28 protein-coding genes are annotated in these 21,209 nt (G+C 63.9%); 20 read left to right on the forward strand and 8 right to left on the reverse strand.

Features of this window, described 5'->3' with window-relative positions:
• The first annotated feature begins 31 nt into the window (after positions 1-31).
• Positions 32-298, forward strand: coding sequence for a hypothetical protein (locus tag ACFWUP_RS06670; RefSeq protein ID WP_379231477.1), 267 nt, complete (start codon positions 32-34; stop codon positions 296-298).
• Here ACFWUP_RS06670 and ACFWUP_RS06675 read toward each other — a convergent pair whose 3' ends face one another.
• A complete protein-coding gene (locus ACFWUP_RS06675; protein ID WP_379231479.1) occupies positions 299-712 on the reverse strand; it encodes a limonene-1,2-epoxide hydrolase family protein in 414 nt (137 codons plus the stop codon).
• Positions 713-756: 44 nt separating this feature from the next.
• A complete protein-coding gene (locus ACFWUP_RS06680; RefSeq protein WP_379231481.1) occupies positions 757-1,464 on the reverse strand; it encodes a TetR/AcrR family transcriptional regulator in 708 nt (235 codons plus the stop codon).
• 102 nt (positions 1,465-1,566) lie between these two features.
• Here ACFWUP_RS06680 and ACFWUP_RS06685 point away from each other — a divergent pair, with 102 nt between their 5' ends.
• From ACFWUP_RS06685 to ACFWUP_RS06705, 5 genes are all read left to right on the forward strand, one after another.
• Positions 1,567-2,748 (forward strand): FAD-dependent monooxygenase, encoded by a 1,182-nt coding sequence (locus tag ACFWUP_RS06685; RefSeq protein WP_379231483.1) that lies wholly within the window; start codon positions 1,567-1,569, stop codon positions 2,746-2,748.
• A gap of 103 nt (positions 2,749-2,851) precedes the next feature.
• The gene (locus tag ACFWUP_RS06690; RefSeq protein ID WP_379231485.1) at positions 2,852-3,463 is read left to right on the forward strand and encodes a helix-turn-helix domain-containing protein; all 612 of its coding nucleotides are present in this window, start codon (positions 2,852-2,854) and stop codon (positions 3,461-3,463) included.
• Complete coding sequence (locus ACFWUP_RS06695) at positions 3,460-4,284, forward strand: RNA-guided endonuclease InsQ/TnpB family protein (protein ID WP_379231487.1); 825 nt, start codon at positions 3,460-3,462, stop codon at positions 4,282-4,284. Before ACFWUP_RS06690 ends, ACFWUP_RS06695 begins: the two co-directional genes overlap by 4 nt.
• Before the next feature lie 75 nt (positions 4,285-4,359).
• The gene (locus ACFWUP_RS06700) at positions 4,360-5,010 is read left to right on the forward strand and encodes a Uma2 family endonuclease (protein WP_379231489.1); all 651 of its coding nucleotides are present in this window, start codon (positions 4,360-4,362) and stop codon (positions 5,008-5,010) included.
• 60 nt (positions 5,011-5,070) lie between these two features.
• Entirely contained in the window at positions 5,071-5,694 is a 624-nt protein-coding gene (locus ACFWUP_RS06705) for a Uma2 family endonuclease (RefSeq protein ID WP_379231491.1), read from the forward strand.
• A 25-nt stretch (positions 5,695-5,719) separates the two neighbouring features.
• Here ACFWUP_RS06705 and ACFWUP_RS06710 read toward each other — a convergent pair whose 3' ends face one another.
• Positions 5,720-5,992: a helix-turn-helix domain-containing protein gene (locus tag ACFWUP_RS06710; RefSeq protein WP_379231493.1), complete on the reverse strand. Its 273-nt coding sequence runs from the start codon at positions 5,990-5,992 to the stop codon at positions 5,720-5,722.
• Positions 5,993-6,221: 229 nt separating this feature from the next.
• On the opposite strand from ACFWUP_RS06710, the gene ACFWUP_RS06715 reads away from it, so the two are divergent.
• From ACFWUP_RS06715 to ACFWUP_RS06760, 10 genes are all read left to right on the forward strand, one after another.
• Entirely contained in the window at positions 6,222-7,799 is a 1,578-nt protein-coding gene (locus ACFWUP_RS06715) for a hypothetical protein (RefSeq protein ID WP_379231495.1), read from the forward strand.
• On the forward strand, positions 7,796-8,572 hold the full coding sequence (locus ACFWUP_RS06720; RefSeq protein ID WP_379231497.1) for an ESX secretion-associated protein EspG: 777 nt from the start codon (positions 7,796-7,798) through the stop codon (positions 8,570-8,572). Before ACFWUP_RS06715 ends, ACFWUP_RS06720 begins: the two co-directional genes overlap by 4 nt.
• Entirely contained in the window at positions 8,569-8,955 is a 387-nt protein-coding gene (locus ACFWUP_RS06725) for a hypothetical protein (protein ID WP_379231499.1), read from the forward strand. The genes ACFWUP_RS06720 and ACFWUP_RS06725 overlap by 4 nt, the downstream gene beginning before the upstream one ends.
• A 3-nt stretch (positions 8,956-8,958) precedes the next feature.
• Positions 8,959-9,564 carry a DUF3558 family protein gene (locus ACFWUP_RS06730; RefSeq protein ID WP_379231501.1) on the forward strand — a complete coding sequence of 202 codons (606 nt, stop codon included), beginning with the start codon at positions 8,959-8,961 and terminating at the stop codon, positions 9,562-9,564.
• Between the two features lie 16 nt (positions 9,565-9,580).
• Complete coding sequence (locus tag ACFWUP_RS06735) at positions 9,581-9,919, forward strand: hypothetical protein (protein WP_379231503.1); 339 nt, start codon at positions 9,581-9,583, stop codon at positions 9,917-9,919.
• Positions 9,916-11,163, forward strand: a complete 1,248-nt coding sequence (locus ACFWUP_RS06740; protein ID WP_379231505.1) for a hypothetical protein — start codon at positions 9,916-9,918, stop codon at positions 11,161-11,163. The genes ACFWUP_RS06735 and ACFWUP_RS06740 overlap by 4 nt, the downstream gene beginning before the upstream one ends.
• The gene (locus tag ACFWUP_RS06745) at positions 11,160-11,801 is read left to right on the forward strand and encodes a hypothetical protein (protein WP_379231507.1); all 642 of its coding nucleotides are present in this window, start codon (positions 11,160-11,162) and stop codon (positions 11,799-11,801) included. Before ACFWUP_RS06740 ends, ACFWUP_RS06745 begins: the two co-directional genes overlap by 4 nt.
• 362 nt (positions 11,802-12,163) lie before the next feature.
• Positions 12,164-13,054, forward strand: a complete 891-nt coding sequence (locus ACFWUP_RS06750) for an RDD family protein (RefSeq protein ID WP_379231509.1) — start codon at positions 12,164-12,166, stop codon at positions 13,052-13,054.
• Between the two features lie 422 nt (positions 13,055-13,476).
• Positions 13,477-13,962, forward strand: coding sequence for a hypothetical protein (locus tag ACFWUP_RS06755; protein ID WP_379231511.1), 486 nt, complete (start codon positions 13,477-13,479; stop codon positions 13,960-13,962).
• A 209-nt stretch (positions 13,963-14,171) separates the two neighbouring features.
• Positions 14,172-14,693 carry an RDD family protein gene (locus ACFWUP_RS06760; RefSeq protein ID WP_379231513.1) on the forward strand — a complete coding sequence of 174 codons (522 nt, stop codon included), beginning with the start codon at positions 14,172-14,174 and terminating at the stop codon, positions 14,691-14,693.
• Here ACFWUP_RS06760 and ACFWUP_RS06765 read toward each other — a convergent pair.
• Positions 14,674-14,826, reverse strand: coding sequence for a hypothetical protein (locus ACFWUP_RS06765; RefSeq protein WP_379231515.1), 153 nt, complete (start codon positions 14,824-14,826; stop codon positions 14,674-14,676). The genes ACFWUP_RS06760 and ACFWUP_RS06765 overlap by 20 nt on opposite strands.
• 94 nt (positions 14,827-14,920) lie before the next feature.
• Here ACFWUP_RS06765 and ACFWUP_RS06770 point away from each other — a divergent pair, with 94 nt between their 5' ends.
• A complete protein-coding gene (locus ACFWUP_RS06770) occupies positions 14,921-16,000 on the forward strand; it encodes a hypothetical protein (RefSeq protein WP_379231517.1) in 1,080 nt (359 codons plus the stop codon).
• 119 nt (positions 16,001-16,119) lie between these two features.
• Here the strand turns inward: ACFWUP_RS06770 and ACFWUP_RS06775 are convergent, their stop codons facing one another.
• Positions 16,120-16,344, reverse strand: a complete 225-nt coding sequence (locus tag ACFWUP_RS06775; RefSeq protein WP_379231519.1) for a hypothetical protein — start codon at positions 16,342-16,344, stop codon at positions 16,120-16,122.
• Between the two features lie 101 nt (positions 16,345-16,445).
• Between ACFWUP_RS06775 and ACFWUP_RS06780 the strand changes: the two genes are divergently transcribed.
• From ACFWUP_RS06780 to ACFWUP_RS06790, 3 genes are read left to right on the forward strand one after another with little or no spacing between them, the layout of a single operon-like run.
• Entirely contained in the window at positions 16,446-17,429 is a 984-nt protein-coding gene (locus ACFWUP_RS06780; RefSeq protein ID WP_379231521.1) for an LLM class F420-dependent oxidoreductase, read from the forward strand.
• Between the two features lie 34 nt (positions 17,430-17,463).
• A complete protein-coding gene (locus ACFWUP_RS06785; RefSeq protein WP_379231523.1) occupies positions 17,464-17,709 on the forward strand; it encodes a type II toxin-antitoxin system Phd/YefM family antitoxin in 246 nt (81 codons plus the stop codon).
• Positions 17,696-18,079: a type II toxin-antitoxin system VapC family toxin gene (locus tag ACFWUP_RS06790; protein WP_379231525.1), complete on the forward strand. Its 384-nt coding sequence runs from the start codon at positions 17,696-17,698 to the stop codon at positions 18,077-18,079. The genes ACFWUP_RS06785 and ACFWUP_RS06790 overlap by 14 nt, the downstream gene beginning before the upstream one ends.
• 22 nt (positions 18,080-18,101) lie before the next feature.
• Here ACFWUP_RS06790 and ACFWUP_RS06795 read toward each other — a convergent pair whose 3' ends face one another.
• From ACFWUP_RS06795 to glyA, 3 genes are all read right to left on the reverse strand, one after another.
• Positions 18,102-19,400 (reverse strand): hypothetical protein, encoded by a 1,299-nt coding sequence (locus tag ACFWUP_RS06795; protein WP_379231527.1) that lies wholly within the window; start codon positions 19,398-19,400, stop codon positions 18,102-18,104.
• A 4-nt stretch (positions 19,401-19,404) separates the two neighbouring features.
• Positions 19,405-19,617 (reverse strand): hypothetical protein, encoded by a 213-nt coding sequence (locus ACFWUP_RS06800; RefSeq protein ID WP_379231528.1) that lies wholly within the window; start codon positions 19,615-19,617, stop codon positions 19,405-19,407.
• A gap of 221 nt (positions 19,618-19,838) precedes the next feature.
• Positions 19,839-21,134: a serine hydroxymethyltransferase gene (glyA, locus tag ACFWUP_RS06805; protein ID WP_379231530.1), complete on the reverse strand. Its 1,296-nt coding sequence runs from the start codon at positions 21,132-21,134 to the stop codon at positions 19,839-19,841.
• Between the last annotated feature and the right edge of the window lie 75 nt (positions 21,135-21,209).

Below are 21,209 nucleotides of genomic sequence, written 5' to 3' on the forward strand. Positions count from 1 at the left end.
GCGTGCGCCGCCGAGCGCTACAGTCGATGCCATGGCCGATGATCTGGAGAACCTGTCGTCGAAGGAACTGCACGACCGCGCGGTGAAGACGGCCGTGCGCCACGGCGACGTGAAGTTCCTGTGGGACCTGCTGAAGTCGATTCCGGCGGCCCAGGCCGAGGCGGGCGACCTCGGCGAGAGCTCGGCCGACATCAAATACGTGGTGCCGATGATCGACGACTACATCCATGCGGGCGACGGAAAACTGGCCGACGTGCTGCGACCCACCTACCTGGACTACTTACGCAAGCACCAGTGATCAGCGCCCGGTGATCGCCTTCACCACGCCCACGACGGCGCCGCGCACGACATTGCCCTTGCTGAAGTGGTCGTCCCACAGCACGATTCGGCCGTCGCGCAGTTCGAAGGTGCCGCTCACCCAGAAGCCGATCCGCACCGGACCGACGTGCAGGTAATCGGTGCGGTCGGTGAGCACGATGTCACCGTCGGCGGCGATGTGGTGCATGTCCGCGGAGAACCCGAGCTTCGGGCGATCCAAGCCGCGCAACACGGTGGCGACCCGGTTCTTGCCGCGCAGGGTCGGCAGCGAGGTGTTCTTCCAGACGATCGCGGGATCGAGAAGGTCGAGCGCCTCGTCGACCACGCCGAGTTCGAGCGCGCCGAAGAACTCACGGACGATGGTGACGGCGGGCTCGGGCAGCTGATCGGTCATGGGATGAGCCTAGGGTGCCGATCGCGGCGGGACCAGGGGTCCGTTCAGTTTCGCTGGTCGATCAGCACGGCGAGTCCGTCCAGGATGCGGTCGACGCCGAAACGCAGGGCGTCGTCCGGGCCGCCTTTCCCGGCGGGCGCGGCGACTTCCTCGGCGAAGGCCGCGCCGACCGCCGGGTAGCGGCCCGCCGCGGCGGCCATCATCGCAGTGAACTGCTCGGTGAACTGCACTTCGCCCTCGCCGCTCATCGACGCGACCTGCTGGGCCAGATTGCGGGCGTGACCGTTGAGCAGGACGATCGTGTCGAGTTTTTCCGAACCGGTGAGGCCGGTGCCTGCCAACGCGATGAGCGCGGCCTCGGTCCACCCCATCTCATTGGGACCGAAGGGGCGCACGCCGAGGGTGAGCTCGATCGCCCACGGGTGCGCGAGGTAGCGCGCGAAGATCGCCGTACCCCAGTCCCGCAATCCCGAACGCCAATCCTGTTGCACATCTGCGGAATTCGGCGGCTCACCGATTGCCGCGTCGAGCATCAGCGCGGTCAGTTGCTCCTTGCCCGGCACGTACCGGTACAGCGACATCTTGGTGAATCCGAGCCGTTCGGCCAGCCGCTGCATCGATAGCGCCGCCAGCCCCTCGGCATCGGCGAGCGCGATGGCTTCGGCGACGATCCCGTCGAGGGTGAGCGCGGGTTTGGGCCCGCGCTTGGGGCGCTGCGCGGTCCCCCACAGCAGCTCGACAGTGGTCGGCATCTGCTCATCCTTTCGTCTTGACGCGAAACTGTGTCTACCATACTCTGATCTGCATCCACCGGATACAGATTCCATCGGACACAGATCTCCAGGAGTTCCCCCATGCGTACTGTCCTCATCTCCGGCGCAAGCATCGCCGGGCCCGCCCTCGCCTACTGGCTGCACCGCTACGGCTTCTCCGTCACCGTCGTCGAACGCGCCCCCGCACTTCGGGCAGGCGGTCAGGCGGTGGATTTCAAGGGCAAGACCCACCTGAAAGTGCTCGAGCGAATGGGCATCCTCGACGAAGTTCGCGCCCGCCGCACCGGCACCACCGACATGGTGTTCGTCGACGACAACGGGCGCGAGCTCGGCCTGATGTCGGGCGAGTTCACCGGTGGCGACCTCGAGATCCTGCGCGGCGACCTGGCCGAGATCATGTACGACACAACCGCCGCCACCGTCGAATACCTCTTCGGCGACACCATCACCGACCTGCACGACACCGGCGACAGTGTGGCCGTGCGATTCGAGCACAACCCACCCCGCACCTTCGACCTCGTCCTCGGCGCCGACGGAATCCATTCGCGGGTACGGAAATTGGCGTTCGGCCCCGAAGCCGACTACGTGAAACACCTCGGCTACTACTACTGCGTCGCAGGTGCGAGCGACACGACCACTCCCCGCGAACGCGCCACCGGCTACGCCCACAACACCCCCGGCAAACTAGCCATCGACGGCGGCCCGAAAGCCCAGCAGATGTACCTGTTCGCCGCCCCCGAACTCGACTACCCCCGCAACGACCCCGCCGCCCAACGCCGCATCATCACCGAAACCTTCGCCGACATGACCTGGCACACCCCCCGCATGCTCACCGACCTCGCCGACTTCGACGACATCCACCTCGACTCCATCAGCCAGGTCCGCATGAACGGCACCTACACCCGAGGCCGCACCGCCCTCATCGGCGACGCCGCCTACGGAAACACCCTGGCAGGCTTCGGAACCGGACTGGCCATCGTCGGCGCCTACGTCCTCGCAGGCGAACTGGCCTGCGCCGCTGGCGATCACGTGACAGCGTTCGCCAACTATGACCGAATCATGAAGCGCTACGCCAAAATAGCGGGCAACAGCAACGCGGGCCCCTTCCTCGCCCCGAAGACTGCGCCCGGAATCAAGGTCCGCAACTGGTTCCTCGGCTCCCGCCTGTTCACCCTCATGCTCAAATACGGCGACAAAGCCGCCAACGATATCGACCTCCTCGACTACCCGGAACTGGTCGAGTCCACGCCACAGGTGAACTGAGCCCTATCCACAACCCCGAAGTTATCCACAGAACCCCGAGGGGATAGACGGCAGCGAGCTCGCGAACTATTGATGTCGGTGGCTTGTGTCACACTCGTCGACGATGAGCCGCCACACCACCTTCCGGTACTGCCTCGACCCCACAGTCGAGCAGTCCATCGTGCTCAAACGGCATGCCGGGGCAGCGCGGTTCGCGTTCAACCAAAGCCTGGCTTTCGTGAAAGCCGCGCTCACCACCCGCAAAAGCTGCCCCGACCACCGGGTGCCGTGGACCGGGTTCGACCTGATCAACACGTTCAACACCTGGAAGAAAACCGAAGCCGCAGGCCGAGTCTTCGCAGTCAGCACCAATGGGGACACCGAAGTGCAGGTCACCGGATTGGACTGGCGAACCCAGGTATGCCAGCAGGTTTTCGAGGAAGCCGCCGTCGACTGCGGTCGCTCTCTTACCGCGTTCTCGGACTCACGGACCGGTAAACGCGCGGGCAGACCAGTCAGATTCCCTCGCTTCAAGAAAAAGGACAAATCGGTTCCCTCTTTTCGGCTCCGCAACAGAATCGCGAAAACCGGGCGGGCGGGGATCCGAGTCGGTGACACCGAGTCCGCGCGGTCGGTGACGTTGCCCGGGATCGGTGCGATCAGGGTCCGTGAGGACACCCGCCGGTTGCGCCGCATGCTCGCCAAGGACCGGGCGAAGATCTCCACACCACCGTGACCTTCCGTGCCTGTCAGTGGTGGATCAGCCTGACAGTCGAAGCCTCCGACCTGCACCCCAACCACCACCACCGACCACGTCAACCCGACGACGCCGACAGGTGGGTGGGGATCGATCGCGGATTGAGCGTCTTTGCGGTCGCCGCGACCAGCGACGGAACCGAGGTCGCCCGTATCGATACCATGCCGCGACCGTTGACTACCCGGCTGGCCGGGCAACGCCGTCTGGCGAAGTCGGTGTCACGCAAACAGAAAGGTTCACGCAACCGTCAGCGCGCAGTCGCCAAGTTGGGCCGTCATCATCACCGAATCGCCAACATTCGCCGCCATTTCGCGCATCAGGTCGCCAACCAGCTGGTCAAAACCCACGACCGGCTCGTGATCGAAGATCTGAATGTGACAGGGATGCTCGGTAACCGCCGTTTGGCTCGTGCGATCGGTGATGCCGGATGGGCCGACTTCGCTCGCCTTTTGGTCTACAAACAGGGTTGGCGTGGTGGCACGGTGACTGTCGCGGATCGTTGGTATCCGTCGAGTAAACGGTGCTCGGCCTGCGGGGCAATCAACGCCGACTTGTCGTTGGCGGATCGAGTGTTCTTCTGTGGATGTGGTTTTCGTGTAGACCGTGACCGCAACGCGGCGATCAATCTTGCGCTGTGGCCGACAATGCAGCAGGACTTTTCACGATCCCCGGACCCCCGAGCAGGAGGCCGGGTTACAAATGTCCGCCGACGGGAAGGCGCTGACCGACACCCTGCGGGTGTCGGTGAAACAGTCCCGGTTGACGCGGGAACCGAAGTTCACGCCACACTTGTGGCGTGAACCGACGACGCCCGAGAAGGGCGGTATCTGAAACCACTTGGTTTTCAGACACGCTGTAAGAGGAGGTTGGCCGCAATGACCACCGCAGAGGTTCGTGGACCGATGAAGATGCCCGATTCCGCCTTCGCGATGTGGGAGCGCGGTGAGCTCGACGAGTATCTCCACGTCCCGGATGGCAGTCGCGTCGAAATCATCGGGGGGGAAGTTGTCGTGTCACCTTGTCCAAGTTTCGGCCACGGGCACGTAGTTCAGTCGGCATCCCGGGCCGTGTACGCCGACGAATCGAGTCGTTGGCAGTTGGCGACCAATGTCGACCTGAGCCTGATCGAGATCCAAGACGGCTACGTGCCCGACCTCTTCCTCCTGGACCGAGAAACCCACGCGGCCCTGCTCGCCGCCGACTCGCCGCGCGTCTACCCGGCCCAACTGGCCCTCGCCGTCGAGGTGACATCGCCTTCCAACGCCGCCGACGACCGCCCACCCGGCCTGCGCCCACGCCGCCGCCGCACCAAATGGAACGGCTACGCAGCCTCGGGCGTCCCCTTCTACCTCCTCATAGACCGCGACCCCCAGGCCGGCTGCGCCACCCTGTTCTGGTCCCCCGATCGCACCGCAGGCACCTACGGCAACCACCGCCAGTGGAAATTCGGCGAACCAATCGAACTCCCCACCCCCTTCCACCTCACCCTCACCACAGACAGCTGGACGACGTGGACCGAGGAGTGAAGGAGCGGCACAGAACGATCGCGGACGCGACCGACCGCCGCACTCGATAGACTCCAGACCATGTCAGCGATCTTCGATTGGGCGCGGCCGGACAACGTTCAGCCCGAGCCGATCACCCTCGATATCTGGCGCGAACTCCCCGAAGAGTTCTGCCGCCTGGTCGAGGTCGTCAATGGCGACGCTGTCCGCTGCGAGTCACCGACGCGGGCACATCAGAAAGCCGTCCATCGACTGCTCGCGATGTTCGAAGCCGCGGCCAAGGAATACATGTCCGAGGACCCGTCGTCCTGCCTCGACACCAACCATGATTTCGACGTAGTGCTCTGGGAAATCCCTCGGGCCACGATCCGGCGACCGGACATCGCACTGTTCGACTGCGTGCCGTCCGAGGTACGACCAGTGCCCGCCCGCCACCTGAAGATCGCTGTCGAGGTCATCTCGCCGAGCCACGTGAAGACCGATCGCCTCGAGAAGATGAGCGAGTACGCGGCAGCGGGCATCCCCTGGTACTGGCTCGTCAGCATCACCGACGCCGATGTCAGTTCCATCGAGACCTACGCCCTCGACCACGGCGTAGGCCACTACCGCCTCGCCCGAATCTTGAAGCCCGGCACCGCGTTCGCGGTCGAACTGCCCATCCGGATCAACCTGGATTGGGACCAGTTGACCGACCTCGTGTTGTAGTCCCTCGCGAGACGCGACCTCCGCGTCAGCTCGCGCTGCGACCGAACATCACGTCGACGAGGTCGGGGACCGTCGTGTCGAGGGCCTCGCTCAGCCCGATCAGCGTCGAGAACCTCGGGTTCGGCGGCTTCTTCGTCTTGCGATTGCCCATGCCGTTCTCGAGCAGTTGGTAGTAGTTCCGACTGATGCCCGCAGCTTCCGCCACCGCCTCTTGGGTGAGGCCCCTCGCCTCCCGCAGCGTGGCCAGATGCTGCCCCAAAATCGCCATGAGCTGCTTCTCAACGGCGGACTCGGACATCCCTAAGAGGCTTCCGAGCCATCACACTCGCGTCGACCATCTATAGATGGCATTATGTGCGCGTCTGGGAATTGCCATCTATAGATGGCCCGACGCGGGTGGGGGTTCGTGGTTGTCGAACAGGAGTGGCGCCTGCGCGAGTCACTGCTCCCCACCGTCCAGACGATGACGATCGTCGATCGGCTTGCCGCGAGCGTCTGAGCGAAATCACCTGTGGGAGGGGCAAGAAATGACCGGTGACAATCCGCCGTCCAATCCGATGTTTCCGTTTACGAATCTGGACGCGGCCGCACTCAACGCGGTGTTTCCGAACAATCAGAAGGTCATCGACGCACTGTCGCGGACGCAGTCGATCGATCAGGCGCTGCGCGACAAGCTGGCGGGAACCGATCCCGACTACGTGAAGACCGTCGACGAGTTCGACGGTCTCTCCCATCAACAGATCTACGAAGGCGTCCACGGCAAGGGCGGCCAGGGTGGCATGAGCGTCACCACCATCAACACCTTGCGCGAAACCTGGAACACCATCGACACCGAACTCACCCGCATCGCGACCACCCACCAGACCAGCGCGAATGCGCTACTGGCGCACGGTGAATGGGCCGGTGCCAGCGGTGACGCCGTGCGCGCCGGGATCGCCGCGCTCAACACCTCGATCCAGCAGATGGCCCAGGTGTGCGAGGCGATGAAGACCCGTCTCGACATCGTCGGCCCCGCCGTGGAGGCGATCCGGATGGCCGTGCAGGCGCCGACAGCGCAGATCGTCGCGGCCAAACCCGACGACAACTACATCCAGGTCATCCCCGGCCTGACCAGCCCCGTGGTGGCGACGGTCGACCGGCAAGCCCAACGGCAGGCGGAACTGGACGCGCAGGCGACCATGAACCGGATCTACACCCCGACGATCCCACCGACCGGTTCGGGCGTTCCGTCCTACTCGGTAGTGCCCGGCGGACCTGGTTCCGGCGGCAACCCGGACGGTTCCGGGGGCGGCTCGCCATCCGCTGGGTCACCATCCGACGGATCGCCGAACGCCGGTTCGCCGGCAGCCAGTAGCCCGACCGCTGAAACACCAACGGAGCCAGAGACTCCCGCGACCGAACAAGAGCCGACCAGCCCGGCATCGACCGACGACGATTCGTCAGCGGCAGAGAGTCCCAGCACGACGCCGACGGACACCGACGACACATCCCCCGCGAGCACCGCGCCTGCGGCCACCACTCCCACTGGTTCGACCCCGTCAGGTTCGGGCTCCCCGCTGGGCAGCACGGGTTCACCGCTCGGCAGCGGCGGCTCACCCGGCGGTCTCGGCGCCCCGGGTGCCGGTGCGGCAGTACCCGGCCAACCCCAATCACCCGGTGTCGGAGCAACTCTCGCGTCAGGCGGGTCCGCCGCGGGATCGCGCGCAGGCACACCCGGCATGGGCATGATGCCGGGAGCGGGCGCAGGCGCAGGACGCAAACCCGGCGATTCCGACGACGAACACAGCTCCCCCGACTACCTGCGCGGCGTGCAACCCGAATTGCTCGACACCACACACGTTCTCGCCGGCGTCATCGGCGACGATCCAGTGGACGAGCTGAGCGAACCCACACCGAACGTCACCGCATCAGCCCTCTCCGCACCCCCGGTTGCGTCGCTGCTCGATCAGCCGGCCGAAGCAGCGAGCGCACCGACCACCTCCGCACCCAGCCAGTCGTCGATCGAACCCACCGCGCCGACCCTGCCCCCCGAAGTCGCGGCGCTGCTCGCCGAACACGGCACCACGGAGCCCGCTCCCGCCGGAAACGAGCGCACCGACCGATGACCAAACCCCCGACCTGGACCCTGACCTGCGACGAATTCGCCTGGGTCTGGCGCCAAGAAACCCGTTTCGACGACGCCTACGACCACCCCGACCCCCTCGCCGTCCGCACCACCCCCACTACCGAAGCCGACGCCGACAAACTACGAACCGTCCTGAGCGAACGCTTCCCCCGAGGCGGTGACCGCGGCCTGTCCGCGGTGTTCACCATCCTGTCCAACGCCGACACCCGGGTGGCCTGCGTCAGCACCATCGGCAACACCGAGATCCGCAGCCACGGAGCAGCACTCGACGGGCTCGGTGTCGTTGCCGCACAACGTTTCACCCCGAACGAAGGCGGCGGCGACGTCCGCCTCGCCCTCGTCTCCCGCGCCTTGGTACCCGCCCATCTGGCAGCGATCCTGCCCAAGGCCGAACCCGGCGGTGCGGGCCCGATGCTCGGCTACACACCCCGAGTCCGAGGCGAGGAATCGCCGACCCACTGGACCCGTGACGCCGAAGGCCGCCTCCCCGTCGACGAACGCATCCGCAAACTGATGCGGATAAGCCGCAGCGCCGAAGGCTATTTCGTCATCGAACGCGACCCCGGCACCCGCCCCATCCGATACCTGAGCTGGATCGATATCCCCCCAGGTCAATTCGCGAGCGGCCGCTACCTCATCGAGGTCGACGACAACGACACCACCGTCACGCCCGCCGACCCCGCGGTTCTCGCCCGCGAGATCAGCAAACGCGGCTACTTCCACGCCACGCCGAAACGACAGGATGACCGATGACCATCGAAATCGACTACGGCCGAGAAGAGATCTCAGCGTTCACCCAGTCCGCGAGGGCAGGTGAGTTCAGCTTCGATCCGACTGCGGCGATGGCGGTTGTGTCGTTGTACGACACGATGATTCGTGACCTGATCGCCGTTCGGACCCACTTCGACCAGGCAAGCCGCGTTAGTGGGTTCGGTGGATTCCCGTCAGCACAGGAACTGCAGAAGGGGTTCGCAGATAAGGCGACAGGCGGCCTCGAGGTGGTCGGGCAACTGATCGATGCGGCGATGCAGATGCAAGAGGGTCTGCTCTGCGCAGCGAACAAGTTTCCCGAAGCAGATGCGCTCAGTGGCCAACGAATCGCCATGCTCCAGCGCGAAACCGACGGGCAGGCGTAGCCGATGCGAGATCTCGCAACCCTCGCAGGAGCCCTGGTTTGCGGCCTGGTGCTAGCAGCGTGCTCACCATCAACAACCCAACCCCAGCCCACGAATACCTCGGGTGACACCGGTCCTCCAGTTGCGATCGCCGCGCCGGTCGCTCCCCCACCCACTCAGCCATCCAGCGGGCGGCGGACAGTCGCGTTCGATCCGTGTTCGAGAATCGATGACGCTGTGCCCGCCGCGCTGGGCTTCGATCCGACGACGAGGAAGCGCGTTGACTTCGTTTTCGATGACTACGCGTTCATCGGCTGCGAATTCTCGCGGAAAGAAGCTATCCGAGGTCAGCAGCTCGAGGTCGGCTCTTTAACGATCTCTTCAACGAACATCACCCTCGACGAGATGCGCGGCCGCAACTATGAGGGCGCTCGGCAGACGACGGTAAATGGCAAAGAAGCGCTGTTCAGCACAAAACGCGCTGCCGAGTCGTGCAACATTGCGTTCCCCGGGCCTGACGCAACGATCGACGTGCGTGTCGGCAGCTCTGGAGCCTTCACCACCTGGGTCGGCTGCGACCACATCGACGAAGCCGCCAGCACCGTCGAAGCCGCTCTACCAGCCAGATAGCAAAAGGGGAGGGAACATGGCAGGAATCTTCCAGGCCGACATCGACCTACTGAACAAGACCGTCCAATCACTACGCGGCTCGGAACAGGTACTCACCGACGTCATGAAAGCAATGTCCAAGGACGGCAACGCCGACATCGGCACCACCACGCTCAACGAGTCCGCCGACAACTTCCAGCGCCGCTGGGAATACGGCATCGAACGAATCTGCGAATCCGCGAAAGTCACCGCCGACGGTGTCGCCCAATGCAGCACCGCGTACCAGGACCTCGACAAGTCGACGGCGTTGTTGATCGCGATGACAGGCACGCAAATCGCCCCGCAAGCGTCCGTGCCGGGAGTGAACGGCCAGTGACAACGAACCCGTACCCGAACCTGGGATTCAATCCGACCCCGGGCGACGCGGCCCAGGTCGCCACCCTCAGTACCAAGGTCAAGGCAGCCGCCGACGCCGTCACCGAAACCAATGCCCTGCTCAACCGCCTGCGCAACAACAACGACGACGTCTGGAAAGGCGATGCGGGCCAAGCCTTTCGCGACAACTACGACGCGACCCTGTCCCAAGATCTCGACCGCGCCCAGTCAGCCCTCCAAGGGGCATCCACCCTGATCACCACCTGGCACGCCGACCTCATCGGCTTCCAGGACACCGCCAAAAGCCTGGAAACCGAAGCCGCCGCCGCCCGCGCCGAACACGCCACAGCCGTCACCGCACTCCAACAGGCCAAGACCAACCCCGACCTCGGCCTAGCCAACCAAACCTTCACCGACTCAGCCCAATTGGCCGCCGCCCAGTCCCGCCTCGACGCGGCAAGCACGAAACTGAGCACCGCCGCCACCGCAGTCAACAACTGCCAGTCCGCCATCGACGCGATTATCGCCCGCGCCACCAGCCTCCAAACCAACCACACGGCGAAGGCCAGAACCATCGCCACCGAACTCGACGCCGCCGCCAACTTCTCCCCCAGTGAGCCGGACAAGAGCATCTGGGATGAATTCTTGGACTGGATCGACCGAAATCGCGACGATATCCACACAGTTCTCTCGACGACAGCCGCAGTCGGCGGGTTGCTGGCAATCATCACGCCGCCACCGTTCAGTGGCGTCGCACTCGGTATCTCGCTGGCTGCCGGAGCGGGCGCCCTCGCATTGGACGCGACCGACGACGAGCTCCGAGACGACCTGCTACACGGAAGCGCAACAGAGAAGGCGGGTGCCGCCGGCCGGATCGCAGGTGATGCGCTCAGCGTCCTCCCCGGAGTGGGCGGCGTGCTCAAAGCCGGAAAAGCATTGACGCTCGGAGGCGGTGCCGACGACGTCGGCCGTTTCACACAAACATGGAATGCTTGGAATGACGGTGCGGCCGATCCAGGACTCGTTGCACGTGCGTTCACGGACAGAAATGTCTTCGGTGTCACCGACAAGCTCGCATCGTCAGGCGCTACTACGGGAGTGCATTCATTGCTCGAGCTCACAACGGCCGTTGGGAAAGACGCCGCTGAAGCAAGCCCCGCGCGGGCACTGGCAGTAATGCAGCGATTCACGGGCTCTTCCTATAAGGGGATCGATCTGTCCAACAACGAATTGGACTTCAGTTGAATAACCCAATCGACGAATACCCCACCACAATCACCGCGAACATACCAGGCGGCTACCACGAGCTGCCGCTCACTGATATTCCGACCGCAATCGCCAGGTCTGAATCTATCGTGCAGCGTCAACTCGGTGATGCCTACGATACGTTCGCCGAGGCGGCGCAAGTGATTGCAAATCTCCTATCCGATCTACGGGAGCAGAACTCCTGCTATTGCGGGATCGGGCAACACGCTGCGCCCGACGGGATCCTCGTTACATCGTGGTTGACCCTCTCGATACTCAAGTACGATTCGGCCCGAAATCCTCGCCTGAGAATTGCCGACCTCGTAGCAGAAAGAACCACCGACAGGCCCGATATATACATGGAGGCTGTCAACATAGGTGGCCGGACCCTCCTCTTCAGCGAATCGACACCTACGTACCGCGTTGGTGCTGACAAAAGCGATGATGACCGGCCAACAGCAACTATTCACCAGATCGAGGCGATCATCCCATCCGACGACGGCAGCCGAATAGCCACCGCGATACTCTCAACTGCCGACATTGCATACGGACAAAATTTTCGGCCGATGATGATGTCGCTAGCCGCATCGATTCAGTTCCGGTCCACCACCGCCGGAACCAGCAGCCTGACGCTATGACCGGCATGGATCTGCAGTTGCCAAGAGCGTGGAGTACCCCGAGTACCCGGTGGACACTGGCATGGACCACGCTCCGTGCGATCCTCACCCTCATTCTCGGATTAGCCTGCGGGGCAGCATTCTTACACTTGAACGACGAAACCGATACGACTGGGGGAGCGGCGCCAACCTGGGCAGGTCCGGCAGCCCAGGTCGCCTTCCTGGCATTCCTGGCGATCAGCATAACTGGCTTGGCTATGGTGCGAGCTTCTGTCCGACGGTGGCGAGCCGCGCGACACCGTTGGACGAAATGGCAAGTCGAATTCCACCGTCCAGCAGCCAAAGAATGGGTTCATCTGATCGATGATCAGGGATCCATCACCGTGACCTTGCTGCTCGGAAAATCCTCCTCTCGCATATTCGGTATCGATGACCATTTCGCCTGGTTCGCCGGAGACCCTGACAAGATTGGTCTGATCGCGCAGCCAGGGGGCGCACGCTCCCGGTTAGCGCACCGATCAGGCATTCACACCCCGCCACAGTTCGGTCGCGCGATTGCACCGTCCGGCTCGGATCCGGCATCGCCATCGGAGCTGTTGCAAAACTCCACTCCACACGAATCCGAACCTCGACATAACGGCGGCCACCCCTCCACGCGTTCACCGAGCACAAACCCGCCGGCCGCACTGTTCGGAGGACTGGACGACGTCAGGTTCCACTCACCTCGGAAACTTCGACGCACACTGGCCTACCTGCTCGACGTCGTCGCTCACGTGACGATCGGCCTCGGCACGTTCTTCGTCAGCTCCCCCGCCACTCAATTCGCGGTAACACACCGGGAATGGACTGAGCTGCAAATCAATTGGGTCGCGGTGATCGGCTACTCACTGCTCGCATCGTTCATCGACCGAGTAGTTCTCCAGACGATTACCCACACGACCATCGGAAAGGCTGTCTTCGGCCTGGTCATCATCGACCGCGACACCGGCCGCTATCCACGAATGCGCTGGTTGCTCGCCTCGTGGCTTGTCAGTGGACTCTTGGCAATTCAGCTACCGTTCGCCCTGATGTCGCTCGACGGCATCGGCCCCGAACGCCCCGAGCGGTACATGCTGCCCGCCGTCCGCCGCCGCGATGTGCGAGCCGGTGCACCGAACGGCGGGAGTCCGCCCACCGCCACAACCACGAGCCCCTCGGGTTCAGAATCCGAACAACCGAACCACGTGAGGCACCGAGATTCCGTCGGTGATGGCATCATCGGTCCTTCGACATAATGTGACGTAGTCTCGAGAGGCTGGAATGCGACATTCCGAGAATAGAGCGATAGCAGACCCATGGTTCATTCAACCAAGAGGTTTCATGCGACGCCGCATACTCTCGACCTCGACCGCCGTAATTCTCACGATCCTCGCCACAGGTATCAGCATTTCCATGCTCCGCAGTGGAGAGCCGATTGCTGTTAGCGCATCAAAATATGTCATTGTTTTCGGAATCAGCATGGCGCTTATGCTCACCCTTGCGCTTCGCCCGCAATCGGGGCCATTTTTCGATCGCACGGTCCGTCTCGCCGAGGAGCGCGACCAACCAGTGCTGATCGTGCCCGGATCCAAGGTCTACTTCTGGCTACCCCAAGCCATTTTCCTATGCTTCGCGACGATATCGCTGCTTGCCTCATATGGATCGGCAACCTCAGACGATGGCATCCATTGGCCGCTCACTATCATATTCGGGACTATCGGGTCGTTTTCATTTGGTTCCACTGGTTCTCGCTGCAGTCGGCCAGCTCCGACCCGGGAAATTGGTCTTGTCTGCTGATTCAATCATCTATCACGACTGGACCTCACAGGTCACGCTCAACTGGGCCGAGGTAAACAGACTCCACGCGTCGTTCAATCTGCAACCCCAGCAGCGGTTGCTCAACATCGCCGGAATCAGTTCCGCACAATGCTCCCACCGCTATTATCGTCCGTTTTTCAAACTTTCCGACAATCCGAGCCGGCTATGGAACATGGGCAAGTCATTGCACCCGAATTGGATCATTGTTGAATGCCCGCGGCTCGCCGTCGACAGCATTGCCCTATACCGGTACCTTGATTTCTATATCGCGAATCCCACGTTACGAGCAGAGCTCGGAGCAGAATCTTCAACAGACCGCTGGCACGCCATCGAAGGTGTCAATTGACGAACGACATCGTCCCGCCACCCGGGCCTGTCGAGCCCCCACCCGACTTCGGCGGATTCAACGACACCCGGCACCCGACCCCGCGAAAGCTCCGCATGTCATCGACACAACCACCGCGGCTGAGGTTCCGCGAACACACAGCCGCAAGCCCGAAACCTGCTGCCGACACAGCGACAGGCTTCACACTCGTGCGGACCGGTCGCGGTCTCATGATGCGACCGCCGAAGGGGCATCCGGAAGGTCAGTTCTTCGGCGGACTGGATGATGACAGTTTCCCCACGCCCCGCACGCTCAGGCGCATACTCGCCTATCTGCTCGATGTCGCGGCACACGTATCGATCGCTGCCTGCTTGGTCCTCGTCGGCAACCCCGCTGCCCAACATGCGATAGCACAGGAGGACTGGAATGCGCTGCGCCCCAGCGTGGGTGCCATCATCGGGTGCTTCCTGCTCATCTCCTTCATCGATCGCGTACTCGTGCAAGCCAAGACCCACACGACTATCGGGAAGGTAGTCTTCGGATTGGTCATCATCGACCGCGACACGGGCCGATATCCACGAATGCGCTGGCTGCTGGCCACATGGCTGGTAGGTCTGTTCCTGGCACTGATGGTCCCGATCGTCCTCATCGCTATGGGCGGCGGTGCGGGTCCTGATCGTCCGGAGCGCTACCTCCTGCCAGCAGTTCGCCGACGCGACGTCGTCCAGCCTCCTACCGAAAGTGCCAGTTGAACGCCGATATTCCCCCACCGCCGGTGCCAGCGAATACGTTGTCAGCCACGCGTTCTGCCTTCATCTCGATCACATTGCGCTGGTGGCTGGTGTTCGTCGCGACGATCGCGTGCGTGCCGATGATCTGGTTCATCCTCAGCGCTCCAGCACCGAGCAGCCAGATCGGCCGTGCGGCAGCGAGTCTGGGTTTAGGCGTGGGGTTCCTCATGCTGGTTTGTTGTGGACCTGTGGCACCTTTCGGCGTGTGGATCGCCGAGCGACGACGGCGTGCGTTGCGCGAACATTGGACGCGCTGGCAGGTCCAATACTGGTGTGGGAACAACGAATACATCACGCTGATCGACGAGCAGGGGCAAGCGGTCCGAACCCACAAGCTCAACACCTGGCCCGCCGTGCGCGGACAACTCTTCGACGAGTCGACGACGCATGTTTGGTTCGCCGGCGATCCGCTGCGACGCGGGGTTCTCTCACGCCCCGGCGGCGCGGATCTGCGCTATTGCTGGGCGTCCATGCCGACGACCTTCGAAATCCGCGCCCACCTCGCACAAGAAGGCGCCCCGCAGCGGCGAGCGATGCCCGACCAGCACGAAAATCCGGCGAACGTGGCGGGCAACGACGAACACGGACTTGCGCCAACCGAGTCTGTGGCCGCGAACGGGTTCACCGCGAAGCGGGTCGACGGACACCTGCGGATGGTGCCGCCGCCGGGCTCTCCCACCGTCGAGCTCCCACCCGACTTCGGCGGGTTCGACGACACCCGGTACCCGACCCCGCGAAAGCTTCGCCGCTGGCTGGCCTATCTGACCGATGTCGCCATTCACCTGACTCTCGCCGCCGGAATCGCCCTCGCCATCGAAACCATGACAGCTCCCACACGCACGGGCGACCTCCCACCGGTGGATCCACGGGTCGCGGTCGCAACCTTCCTTGCCGTCTCGTTCCTCGATCGCGTTGTACTGCAAACATTTTCCCACACCACCATCGGCAAACTGATGTTCGACCTGGTGATCGTCGATCGCGACACCGGCCGCTATCCACGATTCCGCTGGTTGCTCACGGTGTGGGTGTACGGTGTTTTCGCTTGGACCCTGGTGACTTTGGAGTGCACAGAGCGCCCGGAACGGTACTTCCTACCGGCCGTCCGCCGAACCGATGTGGAAGCGGGCGCACCGACCGATAGTCCACCGACCGACACAACCGCGTCCCACTCCGCACCCGATTCTGATCGGTCGAATGCCGCGAAGGTCCGGGATACTGTCGGCGATGGCATCATCGCCCCTTCGAATGGATCGTCGTATCAGGGATGACGCCGACTCCACGCCGGATAGCTCGTCCGCCAACGCACGGGATCATCGACAGCAGCGGGCCGTGATCAGCGACGACGCCGCGAGTGTACGTTCTATCGCACACAAGGGGGACTCACCGCCTACCTCGATGGCTTGCGCAGCCGGGATACCTTGTCCGCCACTGCATCTAGGTCGGCAGTGCCGTTCACCCGTTCGAAGTCCGCGATCAACTCATCGAGGTTGTCACGCTCGACCTGGTACCCCATCTGTTCGGCCATGATGGCGCTGCGACGACGCGCGGCTTCCTCGTCGCCTATGCGCTGACGATAGGCGTTCCGATCCCATTTTCTGAAGCTGCTCATCATTGGCCTTCCTCTTCCATGTTTCATATCTACCTATAGTTTGCCGCGATGCCCGCGGAGCAGGTCTTGACTTGGAGTGCACTCCAGGTTCTATCGTCGATGACATGAGCATTCGCCTCGGTTATCAGATGCCCAACTTCAGCAACACCGCTTCGGTGCGGGCGTTGTTTCCCGCGGTGATCGCGCAGGCCAGGGAGGCTGAGGGGGCGGGGTTCGATGCCGCTTTCGTGATGGATCATTTCTATCAGTTGCCGGTGATCGGGGAGCCCGAGGAACCGATGCTCGAGGCCTACTCGGCGCTGTCGGGGTTGGCTACCGCGACCGAGCGAATTCAGTTGTCGGCCTTGGTGACCGGGAATACCTATCGGAATCCGGCGCTGCTCGCCAAGACTGTCACCACCCTCGATGTGGTCAGTGATGGGCGGGCGGTGCTCGGGATCGGGGCGGGGTGGTTCGAGTTGGAGCATCAGCAGTACGGGTTCGAGTTCGGGACGTTCACCGAGCGGTTCGAGCGGCTCGACGAGGCGTTGCAGATCATCACGCCGATGCTGCGCGGGCAGCGTTCCACCTTCGACGGCAAGTGGTATCGCACCGAGAACGCGATGAACGAGCCGCGCATCCGCGACGACCTGCCGATTCTGCTCGGTGGTGGCGGCGAGAAGAAGACCTTCGGGCTGGCCGCCCGTTTCGCCGATCACCTCAACATCATCTGCAACGCCTCCGAGCTGCCGCGCAAGCTCGATGCGCTGCACCAACGTTGCGACGAGGCAGGCCGCGATCCCGCCACTCTCGAAACCAGTTTCCTCGCCTTCGTGATCGCCGATGAAGACGGTGACCGCGCCCGAAAACTGCAGTCCACCATGCTGTCTCGCCTCGGCATCGACCTGTCCACCATGACCGAAGCCGAACGCCGCGCCAGCCTCGCCGACCGCCAATTCGCCGGCACCCCAGCCGAAGTCGCCGAACAGATCCAAGCCCGCGTGCTCGACCAAGGCATCGACGGCATCATCGTCAACATGGTCGCCAACGGCCACGAACCCGGCGTCGTCGACCAGGTCGGCCGAACCCTGCGCCCTCTTGTTGCATAGACTAAGTTGAACTAAGTCCGGTAGAATCCGAAGAATGACGACGGTTAACATCCACGAAGCGAAGACACACCTGTCGAGGCTGCTCGAGCGGGTGTCCAAGGGCGAGCGGATCGTGATCTCGAAGGCAGGTCAGCCCATCGCCGACCTTGTGCCGCATCGAAGCGCCCCGGTTACCATCGGCGGCCTGCGGGGTCAACTCACCTACGACGACTCGGCGTTCGATGTCGACGCAGACATTCAGCGGATGTTCTACGGAGACGACGCCGATGCTTCTGCTTGACAGCCAAACCGCACTGTGGACGCTCGATGGCAATCCTCGACTGGGAGCCGCCGCTCGTCAGTCGATTTCCACAACTGCGGAGGTCTATGTCTCTGCGGCGTCCGTATGGGAGCTGACAATCAAGTCGATGCTCGGCAAGCTCAGCATTCCGGCTGCCTTCACCGAATTGTTGACCGCTCAGGGCCTGAGCGTTCTCGACGTCACCGGTGAACACGCGGAGGGCCTGCGCGAGTTCCCAGAACTGGCCAAGCACGATCCCTTCGACCGGTTGATCGTTTCTCAAGCGAACTACGAAGGGCTCCAACTCCTTACCGCCGACCACGTTCTACTCGACCTGAATCGCGACTTCATCACGGACTCGAGGAGGTAGCGAGCTCGGCCATCGGCGGCCCTTACCAGGACGCGAAGTGGTCTTCTCCTCGTTGGCGGATCTGCTGGCGGCGGCGGAAGAAGACTTCCTCGGGGGTGATGGTGGTGAGGGCTTCGGTGATGCGGCTCAGGCGGGTGTCGTAGCGGTTTTCGTGGATGTGGCGTTCGATGCCTGATTGCCATTCGGGGGAAAGTCGCGACCAGATCGCGGCGACGCGGGATTGGGCGGCCGGTTCGGATTCGGCGAGGAGTTGGAGCAGGGCGGGCCAGTAGGCGGCGTCGGTGGCGTGGGCGGGCAGGGCCGCTACCGAGTTTTCGTCGAGTTCGGTGAGGGTGGCGGCGATGTGGCGGCGCGCGGGTTCGCTCAGGCGGGCGGAGAGGGCGAACAGGCCGCGCCACGGGTCGGCTTCGACCCTGCCGTCCAGTGAGCGGACCAGCGCGTCCAGGACACCGAAGTCGGCGAACTGCGGGTTGGTCGACAGTGCCCACAGGGCAACGGGATAGAGACGGCCGATCACGGTGAGCAGGGCGGCGGAGGCGTTGCGGTCCACCGCGGTCAACAGGAACCGGCCGACTTCGTGGACGGAACCGCGGCCGAACAGAATGTCGCCGAGGGTGGCGGCCACCGCCGGATCGATCTTGCACAGCAGCGCCAGCATCGCGTGATGCAGGGCGGGTGGACCGGCCAATACCGTTTGGAGCATGCCCGGTATCCGTTGGCGCGGGCCCGCGAGCAACTGCTCGACGATCCGGGTGAGGGTGTGTGCGGGGTAGGCGTAGGCGGCGGTGAAGATCAGGCCTGCGTCGTCGAGGACGTTGCGTTCCAGTTCCGCGATGATCCGTTCGTCGACCACCGACAGGAATCGGGCCGCGGTCACATAATCGCGCCGGCGCAGCAGTTCGTTGATGATCAGCGTGATCGGCTCGGGCTTGCCGTAGCGCATCAGCACTTCGAAGACGTTCGGGTCGAGGAAGGGGGCACCGTCGGCGGCGTAGATGGCGTCGACCATGCACAGGGCCTGGGCGCATTTCTCGGCGTGGCGAACGCCGATGGCGCCGAGGAACCTGGCCGCCAGTACCGGCGGAACGACCCGCTCGAACAGGTTGACGCCGAGCGCGACCGGGAAGATCGGCACGACCGGACTGACCCGCCGGAAAGTATCGGCGTGCTCGGCGTGCAGGGCGCGCAACATCTGCTCGTGGATCGCCGACAGATGCACCGCGCCGAGGCGGGCCAGTGGGGCGAGGTGTTGCGGCGGCACCTGCAGGGTGCGTGCGAGGACGACGAGTTGAGTCTGGGCTTCCAGTTCGGTTTCGATCATGGGTTCAGCTACCGAAAATGATTCTGCGCGTGACCTTGCGCAACGAAACGGGCATCGCCGTGAGTGCGGCGTCGATGGCTCGGCGCAGCGCCCGACCCTCGTTGTCTCGCGCGGTGTGGAACAGTTCGATCAGCTCCCTGGCCTCGGCCTCGGACAGCAATTCGAACGCGTGCACCTCCCCACCGACCGCACGCGCGAGCTCACGTCGATATTCCATACGGACTGACCATTCCGTATTTCGTCCGCCCCGTAGGCAATTCCCCAGAACTTTGTGTGTTCCGACAATCACATTCCGCGACCCCTGTCGCCCCGACGCAGCACGTCGGCCCCTGTTGCCGCAAGCGCGGCCGGTCGAACGGCACCACAACTCCGCGACAAAAAACGGCAGTCCCGCCGGCTCCGAGGAACCAACGGGACTGCCGCACAAGGACTTCGGGCTCAGCCGAGCAGACGCCAGTCTTCGAGGCCCTGGTAGAGCGGGACGCTCTGGGCCAGGCGGGAGACTCGGGCGCGCAGGGATTCGACGTCGGAGGTGCCTGCGAGGGTGGCGGCGATGATGTCGGCTACCTCGGTGAATTCGGCGTCGCCGAAGCCGCGGGTGGCCAGGGCTGCGGTGCCGATGCGCAGGCCGGAGGTGACCATCGGGGGGCGCGGGTCGAAGGGGACGGCGTTGCGGTTGACGGTGATGCCGACCTCGTGGAGGAGGTCTTCGCCCTGCTGGCCGTCGATCTCGGAGTTGCGCAGGTCGACCAGGACCAGGTGCACGTCGGTGCCGCCGGTGAGGACCGAGATGCCCTTGTCCTTGACGTCGGCGCCGGTGAGACGCTCGGCGAGGATGCGCGAACCCGCGAGGGTGCGGACCTGACGGTCGGCGAACTCCTCGGTGGCGGCGATCTTGAACGCGGCGGCCTTGGCGGCGATCACGTGCATGAGCGGGCCGCCCTGCTGGCCGGGAAACACCGCGGAGTTGAGCTTCTTGGCGAACTCCTGCTTGGCCAGGATCAGGCCGGAGCGGGGACCGCCGAGGGTCTTGTGCACGGTGGAGGACACGACGTCGGCGTAAGGAACCGGCGAGGGGTGCAGACCGGCGGCGACCAGGCCGGCGAAGTGCGCCATGTCGACCCACAGGTAGGCACCGACCTCGTCGGCGATCTCGCGGAAGCGCGCGAAGTCCTGGTGGCGCGGGTAGGCCGACCATCCGGCGACGATCACCTTCGGCTTGGCCTTCAGTGCGATGTCGCGCACTTCGTCCATGTCGATGCGGTGGTCTTCCTTCGACACACCGTAGGAGTGCACGTCGTAGAGCTTGCCCGAGAAGTTCAGGCGCATGCCGTGGGTGAGGTGACCGCCGTGCGCGAGGTCGAGGCCGAGCAGGGTCTCGCCCGGGTTCATCAGCGCCATCAGCACCGCGGCGTTGGCCTGCGCGCCGGAATGCGGCTGCACATTGGCGAATTCGGCGCCGAAGAGCTCCTTGGCGCGGTCGCGGGCCAGGGTCTCCACCACGTCGACGGCCTCGCAGCCACCGTAGTAGCGGCGGCCCGGGTAACCCTCGGCGTACTTGTTCGTGAGGACGGAGCCCTGCGCCTGCAGGACCGCGCGCGGCACGAAGTTCTCCGAGGCGATCATCTCGAGGGTGTCGCGTTCGCGGGCGAGCTCGCCCGCCATCGCGGCGGCCAACTCGGGATCGAGCTCACCGAGAGACTGGGTATTCACCGAAGCGGTCGTCTGCGTCACGGACCTGAGTCTATTGCCGACCGTGTGCGGGCCGAGCACGGGGATACCGCAACACCTTCGCGGCCGCCACCCGGG

Source organism: Nocardia sp. NPDC058658 (assembly GCF_042716665.1).
GTDB lineage: Bacteria > Actinomycetota > Actinomycetes > Mycobacteriales > Mycobacteriaceae > Nocardia.

Coding starts and splice junctions, on each gene's coding strand:
- ACFWUP_RS06765 (WP_379231515.1), bottom strand. CDS start 14,826: ATGAACCAGATCATCGGCACGCACGCGATCGTCGCGACGAACACCAGC.
- ACFWUP_RS06690 (WP_379231485.1), top strand. CDS start 2,852: ATGAGCCGCCACACCACCTTCCGGTACTGCCTCGACCCCACAGTCGAG.
- ACFWUP_RS06685 (WP_379231483.1), top strand. CDS start 1,567: ATGCGTACTGTCCTCATCTCCGGCGCAAGCATCGCCGGGCCCGCCCTC.
- ACFWUP_RS06800 (WP_379231528.1), bottom strand. CDS start 19,617: ATGGAATATCGACGTGAGCTCGCGCGTGCGGTCGGTGGGGAGGTGCAC.
- ACFWUP_RS06790 (WP_379231525.1), top strand. CDS start 17,696: ATGCTTCTGCTTGACAGCCAAACCGCACTGTGGACGCTCGATGGCAAT.
- ACFWUP_RS06760 (WP_379231513.1), top strand. CDS start 14,172: ATGATGCGACCGCCGAAGGGGCATCCGGAAGGTCAGTTCTTCGGCGGA.
- ACFWUP_RS06785 (WP_379231523.1), top strand. CDS start 17,464: ATGACGACGGTTAACATCCACGAAGCGAAGACACACCTGTCGAGGCTG.
- ACFWUP_RS06675 (WP_379231479.1), bottom strand. CDS start 712: ATGACCGATCAGCTGCCCGAGCCCGCCGTCACCATCGTCCGTGAGTTC.
- ACFWUP_RS06795 (WP_379231527.1), bottom strand. CDS start 19,400: ATGATCGAAACCGAACTGGAAGCCCAGACTCAACTCGTCGTCCTCGCA.
- ACFWUP_RS06780 (WP_379231521.1), top strand. CDS start 16,446: ATGAGCATTCGCCTCGGTTATCAGATGCCCAACTTCAGCAACACCGCT.
- ACFWUP_RS06735 (WP_379231503.1), top strand. CDS start 9,581: ATGGCAGGAATCTTCCAGGCCGACATCGACCTACTGAACAAGACCGTC.
- ACFWUP_RS06705 (WP_379231491.1), top strand. CDS start 5,071: ATGTCAGCGATCTTCGATTGGGCGCGGCCGGACAACGTTCAGCCCGAG.
- ACFWUP_RS06680 (WP_379231481.1), bottom strand. CDS start 1,464: ATGCCGACCACTGTCGAGCTGCTGTGGGGGACCGCGCAGCGCCCCAAG.
- ACFWUP_RS06670 (WP_379231477.1), top strand. CDS start 32: ATGGCCGATGATCTGGAGAACCTGTCGTCGAAGGAACTGCACGACCGC.
- ACFWUP_RS06710 (WP_379231493.1), bottom strand. CDS start 5,992: ATGTCCGAGTCCGCCGTTGAGAAGCAGCTCATGGCGATTTTGGGGCAG.
- ACFWUP_RS06730 (WP_379231501.1), top strand. CDS start 8,959: ATGCGAGATCTCGCAACCCTCGCAGGAGCCCTGGTTTGCGGCCTGGTG.
- ACFWUP_RS06755 (WP_379231511.1), top strand. CDS start 13,477: ATGGCATCCATTGGCCGCTCACTATCATATTCGGGACTATCGGGTCGT.
- ACFWUP_RS06720 (WP_379231497.1), top strand. CDS start 7,796: ATGACCAAACCCCCGACCTGGACCCTGACCTGCGACGAATTCGCCTGG.
- ACFWUP_RS06775 (WP_379231519.1), bottom strand. CDS start 16,344: ATGATGAGCAGCTTCAGAAAATGGGATCGGAACGCCTATCGTCAGCGC.
- ACFWUP_RS06725 (WP_379231499.1), top strand. CDS start 8,569: ATGACCATCGAAATCGACTACGGCCGAGAAGAGATCTCAGCGTTCACC.
- ACFWUP_RS06715 (WP_379231495.1), top strand. CDS start 6,222: ATGACCGGTGACAATCCGCCGTCCAATCCGATGTTTCCGTTTACGAAT.
- ACFWUP_RS06700 (WP_379231489.1), top strand. CDS start 4,360: ATGACCACCGCAGAGGTTCGTGGACCGATGAAGATGCCCGATTCCGCC.